Consider the following 14206-nt stretch of genomic DNA (forward strand, 5'->3'; position numbering starts at 1 on the left):
GTTTGCGCAAGGGCACATTTCGAATAATTAACCTTTCGGTACAATTTTTTCTTGTAAGATAGCGCAATCTCGGCCAATGGAACCTCTCGTGCCTGAGAGAACCCAATAATGAACCGACCACCTCAAACCCCATCCGGAAGGAGCAAACCCATGTGGACCAAACCTGCATACACTGACCTGCGTATCGGCTTCGAAGTGACCATGTACTTCGCCAACCGCTAAGCGGCAGTGCGTTACGACGCCTCGGCCCGCCGGGGCGTTGTCGTTTTTCGGATCAGCGTTTACGAGGGCGCGCATGTACATCCAGATTCTCGGTTCCGCCGCCGGTGGCGGCTTCCCCCAGTGGAACTGCAACTGCGTCAACTGCAAGGGCTACCGCGACGGCACCCTGCGCGCCACGGCGCGTACCCAGTCGTCCATCGCCCTGTCCGACGACGGCGAGCACTGGATCCTGTGCAATGCCTCACCGGACATCCGCGCCCAGCTCCAGGCCTTCGCGCCAATGCAGCCGGCCCGTGCCCTGCGTGACACCGGGATTGATGCCATCGTCCTGCTCGACAGCCAGATCGACCACACCACCGGCCTGCTCAGCCTGCGCGAAGGCTGCCCGCACCAGGTGTGGTGCACCGACATGGTCCACCAGGACCTGACCACCGGCTTCCCGCTGTTCAACATGCTCAGCCACTGGAACGGCGGGCTGGTGTGGAACCGCATCGAGCTCGCAGGCAGCTTCGTCATCGACGCCTGCCCGAACCTGCGCTTCACTCCCTTCCCGCTGCGCAGCGCCGCGCCGCCCTATTCGCCGCACCGTTTCGACCCGCACCCCGGCGACAACCTCGGGCTGCTGGTGGAGGACACCCGCACCGGCGGCAAGCTGTTCTACGCGCCGGGCCTGGGCCAGGTCGGCGCCAAGCTGCTGGAGATGATGCATGACGCCGACTGCCTGCTGGTCGACGGCACCCTGTGGGAGGATGATGAGATGCAGCGCCGCGGCGTCGGTACCCGCACCGGCCGCGAGATGGGCCACCTGGCGCAGAATGGCGCGGGCGGCATGCTCGAGGTGCTGGACGGCTTCCCGCGCCAGCGCAAGGTGCTTATCCACATCAACAACACCAACCCGATCCTCGACGAAGACTCGCCGGAACGCGCCGAAGTACAGCGCCGCGGCGTGGAAGTCGCCTTCGATGGCATGAGTATCGAGTTGTAAGGAGGCCCTGTGAGCGACGCAACGCCGATGTCCCCTGCCGAGTTCGAGCAGGCCCTGCGCGCCAAGGGCGCCTATTACCACATCCATCACCCCTACCACGTGGCGATGTATGAAGGCCGCGCCAGCCGCGAGCAGATCCAGGGCTGGGTGGCCAACCGCTTCTACTACCAGGTCAACATCCCGATAAAGGATGCGGCGATCCTGGCCAACTGCCCGGACCGCGAAATCCGCCGCGAGTGGATCCAGCGCCTGCTCGACCATGATGGCGCACCCGGCGAGGACGGCGGCATCGAGGCCTGGTTGCGCCTCGGTCAGGCCGTGGGCCTGGACCCGGACCAATTGCGTAGCCAGGAGCTGGTGTTGCCCGGCGTGCGCTTTGCCGTCGACGCCTACGTCAACTTCGCCCGCCGCGCCAGCTGGCAGGAGGCCGCCAGCAGCTCGCTGACCGAACTGTTCGCTCCGCAGATCCACCAGTCGCGCCTGGACAGCTGGCCGCAGCACTATCCGTGGATCGACCCGGCCGGCTATGAATACTTCCGTACCCGCCTGGGGCAGGCCCGACGTGATGTGGAACACGGCCTGGCGATCACCCTGCAGCACTACACCACCCGCGAAGGGCAGGAGCGCATGCTGGAGATCCTGCAATTCAAGCTGGATATCCTGTGGAGCATGCTCGACGCCATGAGCATGGCCTATGAACTGAACCGCCCGCCGTACCACAGCGTCACCGCCGAGCGGGTCTGGCACAAGGGGATCACCCTATGAGTTTCGACCGTCAACAAGTGCCCGCCTGGCGCCCCGGCTATCGTTTCCAGTACGAGCCCGCGCAAAAGGGCCATGTGCTGCTGTACCCCGAGGGGATGATCAAGCTCAACGACAGCGCCGGCCTGATCGGCGGGCTGATCGATGGCCAGCGCAGCGTCGCCGCGATCATTGGCGAGCTGCAACAGCAGTTCCCCGGTGTGCCCGAAGTCGCCGACGACATCGAGCAATTCATGGAGGTGGCCCGTGCCGAACACTGGATCACCCTCGCCTGAGGTACCAGTAGGCCTGCCGCTATGGCTGCTGGCCGAACTCACCTACCGCTGCCCGCTGCAGTGCCCGTACTGCTCGAACCCGCTGGATTTCGCCGAGCAGGGCAAAGAGCTGAGCACCGAGCAGTGGTTCAAGGTGATGGCCGAAGCCCGCGAGATGGGCGCCGCGCAGATCGGTTTTTCCGGCGGCGAACCACTGGTGCGCCAGGACCTCGCCGAGCTGATCGGCGAAGCCCGACGCCTGGGCTACTACACCAACCTGATCACCTCCGGCATCGGCCTGACCGAGCAGAAGATCGCCGCGTTCAAGCAGGCCGGGTTGGACCATATCCAGATCAGCTTCCAGGCCAGCGACGAGCAGGTGAACAACCTGCTGGCCGGCTCGAAGAAGGCTTTCGCGCAGAAGCTGGAGATGGCCCGGGCAGTGAAGGCCCACGGCTACCCGATGGTGCTCAACTTCGTCACCCATCGGCACAACATCGACCGGATCGACCGCATCATCGAGCTGTGCATCGCCCTTGAGGCCGACTTCGTGGAGCTGGCCACCTGCCAGTTCTACGGCTGGGCGCACCTCAACCGCCTTGGCCTGCTGCCGACCCGCGCCCAGCTGGAGCGGGCCGAGCGCATCACCAATGAGTACCGCGACAAGCTCAAGGCCGAAGGCAGCCCGTGCAAGCTGATCTTCGTCACCCCCGACTACTACGAAGAGCGCCCCAAGGCCTGCATGAATGGCTGGGGCAGCCTGTTCCTGACCATCACCCCGGACGGCACCGCCCTGCCCTGCCATGGCGCGCGCCAGCTGCCGGTGCAGTTCCCCAATGTGCGCGACCATGACCTGCGCCACATTTGGTACGACTCGTTCGGCTTCAACCGCTTCCGGGGCTATGACTGGATGCCCGAGCCGTGCCGCTCGTGCGACGAGAAGGAAAAGGACTTCGGCGGCTGCCGCTGCCAGGCCTTCTTGCTCACCGGCGATGCCAGCAAGGCCGATCCGGTGTGCGCCAAGTCACCGGACCACGGCATCATCCTCAAGGCCCGCGAAGAAGCCGAGCACGCCACGCTGGAGATTGAACAGATGACCTTCCGCAACGAGCGCAACTCCCATGTCATTGCCCGCGGCTGAGTTCAGCGCCACCCAGGCGGTGGCCGCCGGGACCGATTTCGCCGAACTGAAGGTCGGTGAACACGGTGTGTTCTGGAACGAGTTCCGGCCCGCCGATGGCGCTTGTCGGATCTGGCATTGGCGCAACCACCAGGCACGCTGCCTGACCCCGGACGGGTTCAGTGTGCGCAGCCGGGTCTACGAGTACGGCGGCGGCAGTTTTTGCCTGAGCGACGAAGGGCTGGTGTTCGTCAACGAACAGGACCAGCAGGTCTACCTGCAGGCACTGGACGGCAGCTTGCCGCGCCGGCTCACCCATGCCGACGACCGCCGCTACGGTGATGTGCAGTGGCATGCGGGCCTGGTGCTGGCCGTCGAGGAACACCACGGGGAGCAGGTCGAGCATCGCCTTGTGGGTCTCACCGCAGAGCATCGACAGATCCTGGCAGAAGGCGCCGACTTCTATGCCTCCCCCACACTGAGCCACGATGGATGCCGCCTGGCCTGGATCGAGTGGGACCGGCCGGCGCAACCCTGGACCGTTACCCGCCTGATGAGCCGGGAACGCGAACCTTCTGGCGCCTGGGGCGCGGCACGCTGCGTCGCCGCGCAGGACGAATCCTTGCAGCAGCCCCGCTTCGATGAACAAGGCTGCTTGTACTGCCTCTCCGACCGCGACGGTTTCTGGCAGCCCTGGGGCGAACTCGACGGACACTGGCAACGCCTGCCCGCCGCATCCGCAGACCACGCCACCGCTCCCTGGCAGCTGGGCGCCAGCACCTGGTTGACCCTCGGCGCCACCAGCTATCTGGCCAGCTGGTTCGAGGGCGGTTTCGGGCAACTGGGGTTGCGCCGCGACAGCGGCGAAGTGGAACGCTATGCCAGTGCATACACGCGGTTCCGTAGCCTGGCCTTGGACAACGAGCGGATCTATGCAGTGGCCGCCTCGCCGATCAGCCCAGCGGCAGTGATCGCCATCGACCGGCGCAGCCACGAAGTCGAAGTACTGGCAGGCGGCGCCGAGGTGCTACTGGTGGAACAAATCAGCCGCCCGCAACCGATCCGCTATGCCAGTGGCGATGGCACGGCCCACGGTTTCTTCTATCCAGCCATGCAAGGTACGGCCGGCCTACCCCCACTGGTGGTGTTCATCCATGGCGGCCCGACGTCGGCCTGCTACCCGGTGCTCGACCCGCGTATCCAGTATTGGACCCAACGCGGCTTCGCCGTCGCCGACCTCAACTACCGGGGCAGCAGCGGCTATGGTCGCGCCTACCGCGAGGCGCTGCACCTGCGCTGGGGCGAATGCGACGTCGAGGACGCATGCGCGGCAGTCAGGCATCTTGCCGAGCAGGGCCTGATCGACCCGGCCCAGGCCTTCATCCGCGGTGGCAGCGCCGGGGGCTACACCACCCTGTGCGCCTTGGCCTTCCAGGATGTGTTCCGTGGCGGCGCCAGCCTGTACGGCGTCAGCGACCCCGAGGCGCTGGGCCGGGCCACCCACAAGTTCGAAGGCGACTACCTGGACTGGCTGATCGGCGACCCGCAACGCGATGCCGAGCGGTATCGCCAGCGCACACCATTGCTGCACGCCGGGCGAATCAAGGTACCGGTGATTTTCTTCCAGGGTGAGCTGGATGCGGTGGTGGTACCGGAGCAGACACGCAGCATGCTTGAAGCCCTCAAGGCCAATGGCATCGAGGCCGAGGGGCATTTCTACGCGGGCGAGCGACATGGCTTCCGCCAGGCGAAGAACCTTGCGCATGCGCTTGAGGAAGAGTGGAAGTTCTACTGCCGGTTGCTAGGCCGGTAACTCACCTGGGGCTGCTGCGCAGCCCCAGTATTCAGCGCTTGGCAATGATGTACACCGCGTGCACGATCCCGGGGATGTAACCCAGCAAGGTCAGCAGGATGTTCAGCCAGAACGCGCCACCGAACCCCACCTGGAGGAAAACGCCCAGCGGCGGCAGGAGGATGGCGATGATGATGCGGATGAAGTCCATGCGGTGTGCTCCTTGAAGGTGTATCAACACAGACTAGCCGTACCTGCCGGAGGTTCCACCGGGCAAAAAAACGCCCCTGGCCATGTATTTCAGACCAGAGGCGATGCGCAGGAACGCGAGACGGTTCGTTGAAATTCTGTACGTCGGCTGCCGGGTCAGGCCGGCACTTCACGGCGATTGTGCTGCTGGGCATGCAGCCGGGTGAACGCCCGGGCCAGGCGCAAGAGCATCTCGTCGATGTTACCCTTGCTCACGGTCAATGCCGGCGAGAAGCGCACCACGTCGGCCTGCGGCGCATTGAGCAGCAAGCCTTCCTGCAACGCAGCCTCGACCAGCTGCGCCGCGGCACCCTCACGCAGTTGCAGCCCCCACAACAGCCCCTGGCCGCGCACTTCGCCCTGGCCGTAGCGACCAGCCAGGCGGCTGAGGCCATCGCGCAGGTGGCGACCACTGTCCATCACCTGCTCGAAGAACCCCGTCTCCAGCACGGTCTGCAGCACAGCCAGCCCGGCAGCGCTCATCAGTGCGTTGCCGTGGTGGCTGCCTTCCAGCTCGCCCGGCTCGGCGCAGCAGGCACGCCCGCGGGCCAGCAGCGCGGCCAACGGCACACCGCCGCCCAGGCCTTTGCCGAGGGTGATGATGTCGGCCCGCACGCCGTAGGTTTCTTCTGCCAACAGGGCGCCGCAACGTCCTACACCGGTCTGCACCTCATCGAGGATCAGCAGAATGCCCAGCTCACGGCACAACCGCTCGACACCCTGGAGGTACTCACGGGTGGCCGGGATCACGCCGGCCTCACCCTGTATCGGCTCGAGCATGATCGCCACGGTGCGCGAGTCGACCGCCGCATGCAGCGCCGCCAAGTCGTTGAACGGCACCTTGCTGAAGCCCGGCAAGCCGGGCTCGCAACGGTTGCATGGCAGCGGGTCGGACGCCGACAACGCCCCGAGCGTGCGCCCATGGCAGCCTTGGCTCGCGGTAATGATGTGATAGGCGCCGTTGCGGTGCAGCTGGCCCCATTTGCGCGCCAGCTTGATCGCACCCTCGCAGGCTTCGGCGCCACTGTTGAGCAGGTAGGCCTGATCACTGCCGGTGCGCTGGCACAGCAGCTCGACCAGGTTCAGCAGGCCGCGGCTGTGGTAGCCCGCGCCAGGATTGATCAAGGCCTGGGCCTGGTCGCCCAGGGCCTTGACCAGCACGCTCGGGCTGTGGCCCAGGCTGTTCACCGCGCAACCCTGGGTGAAGTCCAGGTAGGCGTGACCCTCGTCGTCCCACAACCACGACCCCTGGCCTCGCACAAACACGTGCGGCGCACGTTCGATGCTGGGCATCAGTCGCTCGCGGGAGCACTGCGCGGCGGCGGGCACGCTCACCGAGGCACGCTCGGGCTCAGCGACGGCGGGTGCCGAACGGCGCAGGTTGAACAGGTTCATCGGGACTCCGGCCAATCACGGTGGTGGGCGTTCAAGGTTCCGGTCTGGCGCCGGAATTGAATATTCTGCCTTGCCTATCAAAAGTGTTTTTCAGCTGGGGTAACAATCGCCGGGATAAGCGCTATAACCCGTTGGAATACGGCGATAGACTAGGCCTCTGGTCGTTTCGCGGCCATTTCGTTTTCTCAGCTTTTTCGATAAGTATAACTTATGGATTTTCGCCAACTGCGTTACTTCGTCGCGGTCTATGAAGAAGGCCATGTGGGCCGCGCCGCCGAACGCCTGTCGCTGTCCCAGCCAGCACTGTCGCAGCAGATTCGCCAGCTGGAGCACAGCCTCGACCTGAGCCTGTTCGAACGCAGCAACAAACGCCTGCTGCCCACGCTAGCCGCGCATACCCTGTACAACCATGCCGTGCCCTTGCTCGATGGCCTGCAACGGGCCCATGAGGCCATGGGCAACTTCAAGGGCCAGTCGCTGCGCACCCTGGCCATCGGCGTGCTGCAGACCGTACGGCCAAGCCTGGTGCCGCAGTTGCTGGAGCGGGTGCGCAAAGCCCAGCCGCACCTGGTGGTACAGATCTATGAACTGTCGGGGTCGGAGATCGAGCGGCGCCTGCTCAACGGCAGCCTGGACATCGGCATCAGCTACCTGCCGCCACGCCAGCCAGGGCTGCATGGCTTGCTGCTGTACGAAGATGAACTGCAGCTGGTCATCCCCCGTACCCACCCGTTGAAGGACTTCAAGAAGGTCTCGATCCGTCAGGCGGCCGAGTTGCCGATGCTGATGCTTGGCGAGGAATTCCAGATCCGCCAGATCTGGAAGGCGCAGCTGGCCAGCCAAGGGCGCAGGCCGCAGGTGCAGGCCGAGATGAACAACATGGCGGGGATCCTCGACAGCCTGGCGCACACGGCGCTGGTGACCATCCTGCCGGGCCGGGCCAAGGATGCCGCGCAGGACGACCAGGAGCTATTGTGGAAGCCCCTCAGCGAGCCACGTATTCCACTGAAGGTAGGCCTGGTGTTCCGTGACGCGCAACGCCAACAGGCCTCGGTCGAGCTGCTGCGCAGCTTGCTGGAGGAAGAGACCGACCCACGCCAACTGGGTATATCGCCGCTGGACGCGCTTGGCTGAAACACGCGCACAAAGAAAACCCCGCCTAAGCGGGGTTCTCCAGACTGTTTCCCTTCGACATCCCTATCATCCCGCCATCCTGGCAGGAAATCCTTCTTGTCCCTGTTCTATCTTTTCGCGCTTCCTGCGCAACTTCCTTGTAAGGCGTCCTGCTCTGTCCATTGCGCGTCCTGCGCTACGTCCATGTAAGAAAGAGTAACCGTGGATCCAATCTTAGGAAAGAGGCGAAACGTCACCACGTCGTGTAAGCCAAAGCTTACAAAAGAGATCCATTCATAAACATGTGCCGCCGACCAAACAAAAAGGCCGCCCCCGCAGCCGAAATTGCATCCGGTGCGGGGGCGGCCTCATGCCGCAACAGGGCTGCCAGGCAGCCCGGCGGGGTCAGAACTGCGCAGCGTCCAGCAGGTACAGCGACTCGCTACCGGCCTTTACCGAAGCTGCCAGCGAATGAACACGCGGCAGCAGGCGGGCAAAGTAGAACCGTGCCGTGCCCAGCTTGGCGCCATAGAAGTCAGCATCCCCTTCGCCGGCCTTGGCGGCACGCGCCATCAGTGCCCACATGTAGGCATAGGCGACATAACCGAATGCGTGCAGGTATTCGACCGAAGCCGCGCCGATCTCGTTGGGGTTGCCCTTGGCCTGATCCAGCACCCAGTTGGTCAGCTCGTCGAGCTGGTCGAGGGAGGCTGCCAGGGGCTTGGTGAACTCGCCAAGGTCAGCAGCGCTGGCGCCGATGAACTCGCGGATCTCGTCGGCGAACAGCTTGTAGTAGGCGCCACCACTGGCCACCACCTTGCGACCGACCAGGTCCAGTGCCTGGATACCGTTGGTGCCTTCGTAGATCTGGGTGATGCGTACATCGCGCACCAACTGCTCCTGGCCCCATTCGCGGATGTAGCCATGGCCGCCGAAGACCTGCTGGCCATGCACCGTGCACTCCAGGCCCAGGTCGGTAAGGAAGGCCTTGGCCACCGGGGTCAGCAACGCCACCAGTTCCTCGCTGCGCTTGCGGGTCGCGGCGTCTTCGCTGTACTTGGCGCTGTCGAGCTGCATCGCCACATAGGTGGAGAACGCCCGGCCGCCTTCGGTCAGCGCCTTCATGGTCAGCAGCATGCGCCGCACGTCCGGGTGGACGATGATCGGGTCGGCCACTTTGTCCTTGGCCTGCGGCCCTGTCGGGGCGCGGCTCTGCAGACGGTCACGGGCGTATTCCACGGCATTCTGGTAGGAACGCTCGGCCGAGGCCAGGCCCTGGATGCCGACACCCAGGCGCTCGTAGTTCATCATGGTGAACATGGCCGCCAGGCCCTTGTTCGGCTCGCCGACGATATAGCCGACCGCTTCGTCGAAGTTCATCACGCAGGTGGCCGAGCCCTGGATGCCCATCTTGTGCTCGATCGAGCCGCAAGTGGCCGGGTTGCGCGCGCCGAGGCTGCCATCTTCGTTGACCAGGAACTTGGGCACCAGGAACAGCGAGATGCCTTTCGGGCCTGCCGGTGCATCCGGCAGCTTGGCCAGTACCAGGTGGATGATGTTCTCGGTGAGGTCGTGCTCGCCGCCGGTGATGAAGATCTTGGTGCCGCTGACCTTGTAGCTGCCGTCAGCCTGGGGCTCGGCCTTGGTGCGGATGATGCCCAGGTCGGTACCGGCGTGGGGCTCGGTGAGGCACATGGAGCCGGCCCAGACACCCGAGTACATGTTCGGCAGGTACTTTTCCTTGAGCGCTTCACTGGCGTGGGCGTTGATCGACAGGCAGGCGCCGGCGGTCAGCATCGGGTACAGGCCGAAGGCCAGGCTCGAGGCATTGACCATTTCCTCGACCTGGGCGGAAACGACCTTGGGCATACCCATGCCACCGAAGAGCGGATCGCCGCCAACACCGACCCAGCCCCCTTCGGCATAAGTGTTGTATGCCTCGATGAAGCCCTCAGGGGTGCGCACCGAGCCGTTGTCCCAGTGGCAACCCTCTTCGTCGGCGGCGCGGCTCAGCGGCGCGATGGTCTTGCCGGTGACCTTGCCGGCCTCCTCCAGCACCGCCATGGCCGTATCGGCATCGACTGCCTCGGCAAGGCCGGGCAGTTGCGACCAGAGCGTGGCCACGTCGAAGACTTCATTGAGGACGAAGCGCATATCGCGCAGGGGCGCTTTATATTCAGCCATGACAACCTCTCGCTATAAGGGTCGGGGCGGCCCGTGAGGGCCGCGGCACTGGGATGACCGCAGTGTAACCGAACAACTTTTACGAGACATAGGGTCATCATGCGACCGAATGGTCAGGCATAGTCACGCGCTAACTCGCCATGCGCACGGCCCCACGCCGCGACTGCTGACCGAAGGTCATGACGCAGTTACGCCCCGCTCCCTTGGCGCTGTACAGCGCCTGGTCGGCGGACTTGAGCACTTCGTCGGGGTTGCGGTGCTCGACCTGGCGCTCGGCGACGCCGATGCTGATGGTCACCGACACCGTGGTGTTGGCGCCGCCGCCACGGCGCTGGCGACCGGTGGAGTCATCCTGCGGTCGGCTGTTCTGGTCGCGCAACTGGATCGCATAGTTGGCGATCATCTCGCGCACCGCCTCCAGGTGCGGCAGGCATTCTTCGGCGGTCTTGCCGGCGAACACCAAGGCGAATTCCTCGCCACCGTAACGGTAGGCGCGCCCGCCCCCAGTCACCTTGGACAAACGGCTGGCAACCAGGCGCAACACCTGGTCGCCAACATCGTGACCATGGGTGTCGTTGAATTTCTTGAAGTGGTCGACGTCGGTCATGGCGATCACATAGTTGCGCCCCAGGCGTTGCATGCGCTCGTTCAGGGCGCGCCGCCCCGGCAGGCCGGTCAGCTCGTCGCGGAAGGCCATCTGGTAAGCCTCGTGGGATACCGCGGCGGCGATCATCAGCATCACCTGGCTGCACATGATGTTCAGGGTGAACGGCAGGATGAAGGTCTTGGGCAGCATCCAGAAGATGCCGATCAGGCCGATGATCTGCGCGGCATGCAACGGCCTGGGCTCACGCAGGTACTGCACCACCAGCAGGATGAACACCGCCAGGAACAGCGGATAGGCCAACTGGATGAGGCTCATCCACTGGCCATGCAGCGAGGGCCAGCGGATCTCGGCCAGCCAGCCCAGCAGCGCGTCGGGGAAACTTTGCTCCAGCGCGACCGCCACGCTGCTCACGGCGAACAGCACGGCGAATCGGGCCAGCAGGTCCTGGGCCAGGTGCGTGCGCTCCTGCCAGGCGCCATACAGGCCGAACAGCGCCGGCAACAACAGGCAGACCAGGTGGAAGATCACCGCGGCATCCTCGCGGACCCGGCCATTGTCGCGGTAGAAGTCGGTCTGGGTGTCGAGCAGGAAATAGGCGATGTACACCGTGACCATCAGGAACAGCTCACGCTGGCGGCGGTACACGGCACAGTAGGCGCCACCCAGCAAAAGCACCAAGGTGGGCAGAACGTTGAACAGCGATGTGAAGAAGACGCTGAGGTCCCTCACATAGGCTGCCGCAAGCCCTGCCAACAACAGAATCAGCGAAGGCAGGAAGTGGCTCGCGCGTACAGCGGATAGACGAAACAAGGGTAATCTCCGACCCGGCAGATCAATAATGGCATTGTGCCCCTACTTCATCGGCAGCGCACATGAATAGATGAATTTACGGACGCTTTAACGGCAAGGATGGCGGCCAGCTTGAGACTTTCTCGTAACTGGATGCGACATTGGCCTATAGGCGTACTCCATCACGGGGCATGGGTGTGCCCCGCGCCAAGCGGCTTCGCGCAAAGTCGCAGGCAAAAAAAAACCGCCTGCCGGTAAGGGCAGGCGGTTTCGTGCAACCGTCTTGGCTTAGATGGACAGACCGAAGTCTTCTTCCTTCATCGCCATCAGGTTGTCGGCGCCGGACAGAATGGCCGCCACGTGGGTACGGGTACGCGGCAGGATGCGCTGGAAGTAGAAGCGCGCAGTCTGCAGCTTGGCGGTGTAGAACGCCTCTTCGCTGGTGCCGGCCGCCAGTTTCTCGGTTGCCAGGCGGGCGATGTCGGCCCAGAAGTAGGCCAGGCACGCATAGCCGGAGTACATCAGGTAGTCCACCGAAGCGGCACCCACTTCCTCGCGGTCCTTCATCGCGGCCATGCCGATCTTCATGGTCAGCTCGCCCCATTCCTTGTTGATCGCGGCCAGCGGCTCGACGAACTCCTTGGTGGCGGCGTTGCCTTCCTGGGATTGGCAGAACTTGTGAACGATCTTGGTGAAGCCCTTGAGCGCCTCGCCCTGGGTCATCAGCACCTTGCGACCGAGCAGGTCGAGTGCCTGGATGCCGGTGGTGCCTTCGTACAGCATGGAAATACGGCTGTCGCGTACGTTCTGCTCCATGCCCCATTCGGCGATGAAACCGTGGCCGCCATAGATCTGCACACCGTGGTTGGCAGACTCGAAACCGACTTCAGTCATGAACGCCTTGGCAATCGGGGTGAGGAAGGCCAGCAGCGCGTCGGCCTTCTTGCGCTCTTCCTCGTCCTGGCTGTACTTGACGATGTCCACCTGCTTGGCGGTGAAGTAGACCATGGCGCGGTTGCCTTCGGCGAAGGCCTTCATGGTCAGCAGCATACGGCGCACGTCCGGGTGGACGATGATCGGGTCAGCGGCTTTTTCCGGTGCTTTCGGGCCGGTCAGCGAGCGCATCTGCAGGCGATCGCGGGCATACTTCAGGCCGCCCTGGAACGCCACTTCGGCGTGAGCCAGGCCTTGCAGCGCAGTACCCAGGCGAGCGGTGTTCATGAAGGTGAACATGCAGTTCAGGCCCTTGTTGGCAGGGCCGATCAGGTAGCCGGTGGCGCTGTCGAAGTTCATCACGCAGGTGGCGTTGCCGTGGATGCCCATCTTGTGCTCGAGCGAGCCGCAGCTCACGCCGTTGCGCTCGCCCGCGCCGCCTTCGGCGTTGGGCAGGAACTTCGGCACGATGAACAGCGAGATACCCTTGGTGCCGGCCGGCGCATCGGGCAGGCGGGCCAGGACGATGTGCACGATGTTATCGGCCATGTCGTGTTCACCGGCCGAGATGAAGATCTTGGTGCCGGACACTTTGTAGCTGCCGTCGGCCTGAGGTTCGGCCTTGGTGCGCAGCATGCCCAAGTCGGTGCCGCAGTGCGGCTCGGTCAGGCACATGGTGCCGGTCCATTCGCCGGACACCAGTTTGGTCAGGTAGGTCTCCTGCTGCTCGGGGGTACCGTGCTCGGAGATGGTGTTCATCGCACCATGGGACAGGCCTGGGTACATGCCCCACGACCAGTTCGACTCACCGACCATTTCGCTCAGGGCCAGGCCCAGCGACTCAGGCAGGCCCTGGCCGCCGTGCTCGGCGTCGTGGGCCAGGCTCGGCCAGCCGCCTTCGACGAACTGCTGGTAGGCTTCCTTGAAGCCGGTCGGGGTCTTCACGCCCGCCTCGCTCCAGGTGCAGCCTTCCAGGTCGCCGACGCGGTTCAGCGGGGCCAGTACCTCTTCACAGAACTTCGCGCCTTCCTGCAGGATCGCGTCGACCATGTCGGGCGTGGCGTCCTGGCAGCCCGGCAGGCTCTGATAATGCGCCTCATAGCCGAGCAGTTCGTCGCGGACGAAGCGGATATCACGCAAGGGGGCTTTGTAATCAGGCATTGCGATGAACCTCTGTGATGAGTTCGGTAGGGAGACCGCGGGTACCGACCAGCTCTTGGCGGCTTTCGGTCAAACAGTTGTTTGAAACTTACGTTTAGGAGGCCTCGCTGTCAAGGAGGGCTAACAATGGCATTTACGCCGCCGAATATGACGATTCAGCCAAACACCCTCAAACGCATCGCGGGGCAAGCCTGCTCCCACGAATGGAAGCGGGCTTGCCCCGCGCAGTAAGCGAATGTGGTTCAGCGAATCAGGCGTAGGTGTCGATGAACCGACCGAGCATTTCATCGGAAGCCTTGGCGACTTTGGCACCCAGTTCGACTTCGTGCTTGCCCAGCGCCAGTTGCACGGTGCTGGTGGCCAGATCCATCTGCTGACTGCGGTCAACGCCGCGCAGGCGCTCGGCCTGGTAGTCGGTGGACTGCCCGCTGGTGCCACGCTCGACGGCGCCGCTGGCGATCTGCTGGGCGGCCTGGTCGACACGGTTCTGGCCGTTCTGGATGGCACCCAGGCCCGCGTAGTAGGCGGAGCTCGCATTGATTTCCATGTCAGGACTCCATGACGCTGGATGATGAACAGGCCTTATTAAAGCAGCAGAACGGGAAAAAGGCCCGTTGAAATCCCTAATAGCCTTGTGCCA

At 64.1% G+C, this 14206-nt stretch carries 13 protein-coding genes; 7 read left to right on the forward strand and 6 right to left on the reverse strand.

Translation table 11 applies throughout. The annotated features are described in order from the left end of the window. The first annotated feature begins 150 nt into the window (after positions 1-150). The 6 genes from pqqA to AAHK21_RS11785 all read left to right on the forward strand — a co-directional run bounded on the left by pqqA (position 151) and on the right by AAHK21_RS11785 (position 5156). Positions 151-222, forward strand: coding sequence for a pyrroloquinoline quinone precursor peptide PqqA (pqqA, locus tag AAHK21_RS11760; protein WP_003243383.1), 72 nt, complete (start codon positions 151-153; stop codon positions 220-222). Positions 223-295: 73 nt separating this feature from the next. Beyond that, positions 296-1207, forward strand: a complete 912-nt coding sequence (gene pqqB / locus AAHK21_RS11765; RefSeq protein ID WP_367857309.1) for a pyrroloquinoline quinone biosynthesis protein PqqB — start codon at positions 296-298, stop codon at positions 1205-1207. A gap of 27 nt (positions 1208-1234) precedes the next feature. Beyond that, complete coding sequence (pqqC, locus tag AAHK21_RS11770) at positions 1235-1972, forward strand: pyrroloquinoline-quinone synthase PqqC (RefSeq protein ID WP_367858983.1); 738 nt, start codon at positions 1235-1237, stop codon at positions 1970-1972. Beyond that, positions 1969-2244, forward strand: a complete 276-nt coding sequence (gene pqqD / locus AAHK21_RS11775; protein ID WP_046857401.1) for a pyrroloquinoline quinone biosynthesis peptide chaperone PqqD — start codon at positions 1969-1971, stop codon at positions 2242-2244. Before pqqC ends, pqqD begins: the two co-directional genes overlap by 4 nt. Continuing rightward, positions 2216-3364: a pyrroloquinoline quinone biosynthesis protein PqqE gene (gene pqqE / locus AAHK21_RS11780; protein ID WP_367857310.1), complete on the forward strand. Its 1149-nt coding sequence runs from the start codon at positions 2216-2218 to the stop codon at positions 3362-3364. Before pqqD ends, pqqE begins: the two co-directional genes overlap by 29 nt. Further along, the gene (locus AAHK21_RS11785; RefSeq protein ID WP_367857311.1) at positions 3345-5156 is read left to right on the forward strand and encodes an alpha/beta hydrolase family protein; all 1812 of its coding nucleotides are present in this window, start codon (positions 3345-3347) and stop codon (positions 5154-5156) included. Before pqqE ends, AAHK21_RS11785 begins: the two co-directional genes overlap by 20 nt. A 31-nt stretch (positions 5157-5187) precedes the next feature. Here the strand turns inward: AAHK21_RS11785 and AAHK21_RS11790 are convergent, their stop codons facing one another. Then, positions 5188-5346: a YqaE/Pmp3 family membrane protein gene (locus tag AAHK21_RS11790; protein ID WP_003177654.1), complete on the reverse strand. Its 159-nt coding sequence runs from the start codon at positions 5344-5346 to the stop codon at positions 5188-5190. A gap of 155 nt (positions 5347-5501) precedes the next feature. Then, positions 5502-6779 (reverse strand): aspartate aminotransferase family protein, encoded by a 1278-nt coding sequence (locus tag AAHK21_RS11795; protein WP_367857312.1) that lies wholly within the window; start codon positions 6777-6779, stop codon positions 5502-5504. A 210-nt stretch (positions 6780-6989) separates the two neighbouring features. On the opposite strand from AAHK21_RS11795, the gene AAHK21_RS11800 reads away from it, so the two are divergent. Next, a complete protein-coding gene (locus tag AAHK21_RS11800) occupies positions 6990-7913 on the forward strand; it encodes a LysR family transcriptional regulator (protein WP_367857313.1) in 924 nt (307 codons plus the stop codon). A gap of 384 nt (positions 7914-8297) precedes the next feature. Here AAHK21_RS11800 and AAHK21_RS11805 read toward each other — a convergent pair whose 3' ends face one another. The 4 genes from AAHK21_RS11805 to AAHK21_RS11820 all read right to left on the reverse strand — a co-directional run bounded on the left by AAHK21_RS11805 (position 8298) and on the right by AAHK21_RS11820 (position 14113). Continuing rightward, complete coding sequence (locus AAHK21_RS11805; RefSeq protein ID WP_367857314.1) at positions 8298-10076, reverse strand: acyl-CoA dehydrogenase C-terminal domain-containing protein; 1779 nt, start codon at positions 10074-10076, stop codon at positions 8298-8300. A gap of 130 nt (positions 10077-10206) precedes the next feature. Beyond that, entirely contained in the window at positions 10207-11493 is a 1287-nt protein-coding gene (locus tag AAHK21_RS11810) for a diguanylate cyclase (RefSeq protein ID WP_367857315.1), read from the reverse strand. A 267-nt stretch (positions 11494-11760) separates the two neighbouring features. Continuing rightward, entirely contained in the window at positions 11761-13566 is a 1806-nt protein-coding gene (locus AAHK21_RS11815; RefSeq protein ID WP_367857316.1) for a phenylacyl-CoA dehydrogenase, read from the reverse strand. Between the two features lie 250 nt (positions 13567-13816). Further along, positions 13817-14113 (reverse strand): pyrroloquinoline quinone biosynthesis protein PqqE, encoded by a 297-nt coding sequence (locus AAHK21_RS11820; protein ID WP_102681902.1) that lies wholly within the window; start codon positions 14111-14113, stop codon positions 13817-13819. Positions 14114-14206: the final 93 nt, after the last annotated feature.

This window comes from Pseudomonas sp. TE50-2 (assembly GCF_040813665.1).
GTDB classification, from domain to species: Bacteria; Pseudomonadota; Gammaproteobacteria; order Pseudomonadales; family Pseudomonadaceae; genus Aquipseudomonas; species Aquipseudomonas soli.

Excerpts from the sequence above, each read along its gene's own strand:
- pqqD (WP_046857401.1), top strand. The coding sequence starts at position 1,969 with ATGAGTTTCGACCGTCAACAAGTGCCCGCCTGGCGCCCCGGCTATCGT.
- AAHK21_RS11790 (WP_003177654.1), bottom strand. The coding sequence starts at position 5,346 with ATGGACTTCATCCGCATCATCATCGCCATCCTCCTGCCGCCGCTGGGC.
- pqqC (WP_367858983.1), top strand. The coding sequence starts at position 1,235 with ATGTCCCCTGCCGAGTTCGAGCAGGCCCTGCGCGCCAAGGGCGCCTAT.
- AAHK21_RS11795 (WP_367857312.1), bottom strand. The coding sequence starts at position 6,779 with ATGAACCTGTTCAACCTGCGCCGTTCGGCACCCGCCGTCGCTGAGCCC.
- AAHK21_RS11800 (WP_367857313.1), top strand. The coding sequence starts at position 6,990 with ATGGATTTTCGCCAACTGCGTTACTTCGTCGCGGTCTATGAAGAAGGC.
- AAHK21_RS11820 (WP_102681902.1), bottom strand. The coding sequence starts at position 14,113 with ATGGAAATCAATGCGAGCTCCGCCTACTACGCGGGCCTGGGTGCCATC.
- pqqB (WP_367857309.1), top strand. The coding sequence starts at position 296 with ATGTACATCCAGATTCTCGGTTCCGCCGCCGGTGGCGGCTTCCCCCAG.
- AAHK21_RS11785 (WP_367857311.1), top strand. The coding sequence starts at position 3,345 with ATGTCATTGCCCGCGGCTGAGTTCAGCGCCACCCAGGCGGTGGCCGCC.
- AAHK21_RS11815 (WP_367857316.1), bottom strand. The coding sequence starts at position 13,566 with ATGCCTGATTACAAAGCCCCCTTGCGTGATATCCGCTTCGTCCGCGAC.
- AAHK21_RS11805 (WP_367857314.1), bottom strand. The coding sequence starts at position 10,076 with ATGGCTGAATATAAAGCGCCCCTGCGCGATATGCGCTTCGTCCTCAAT.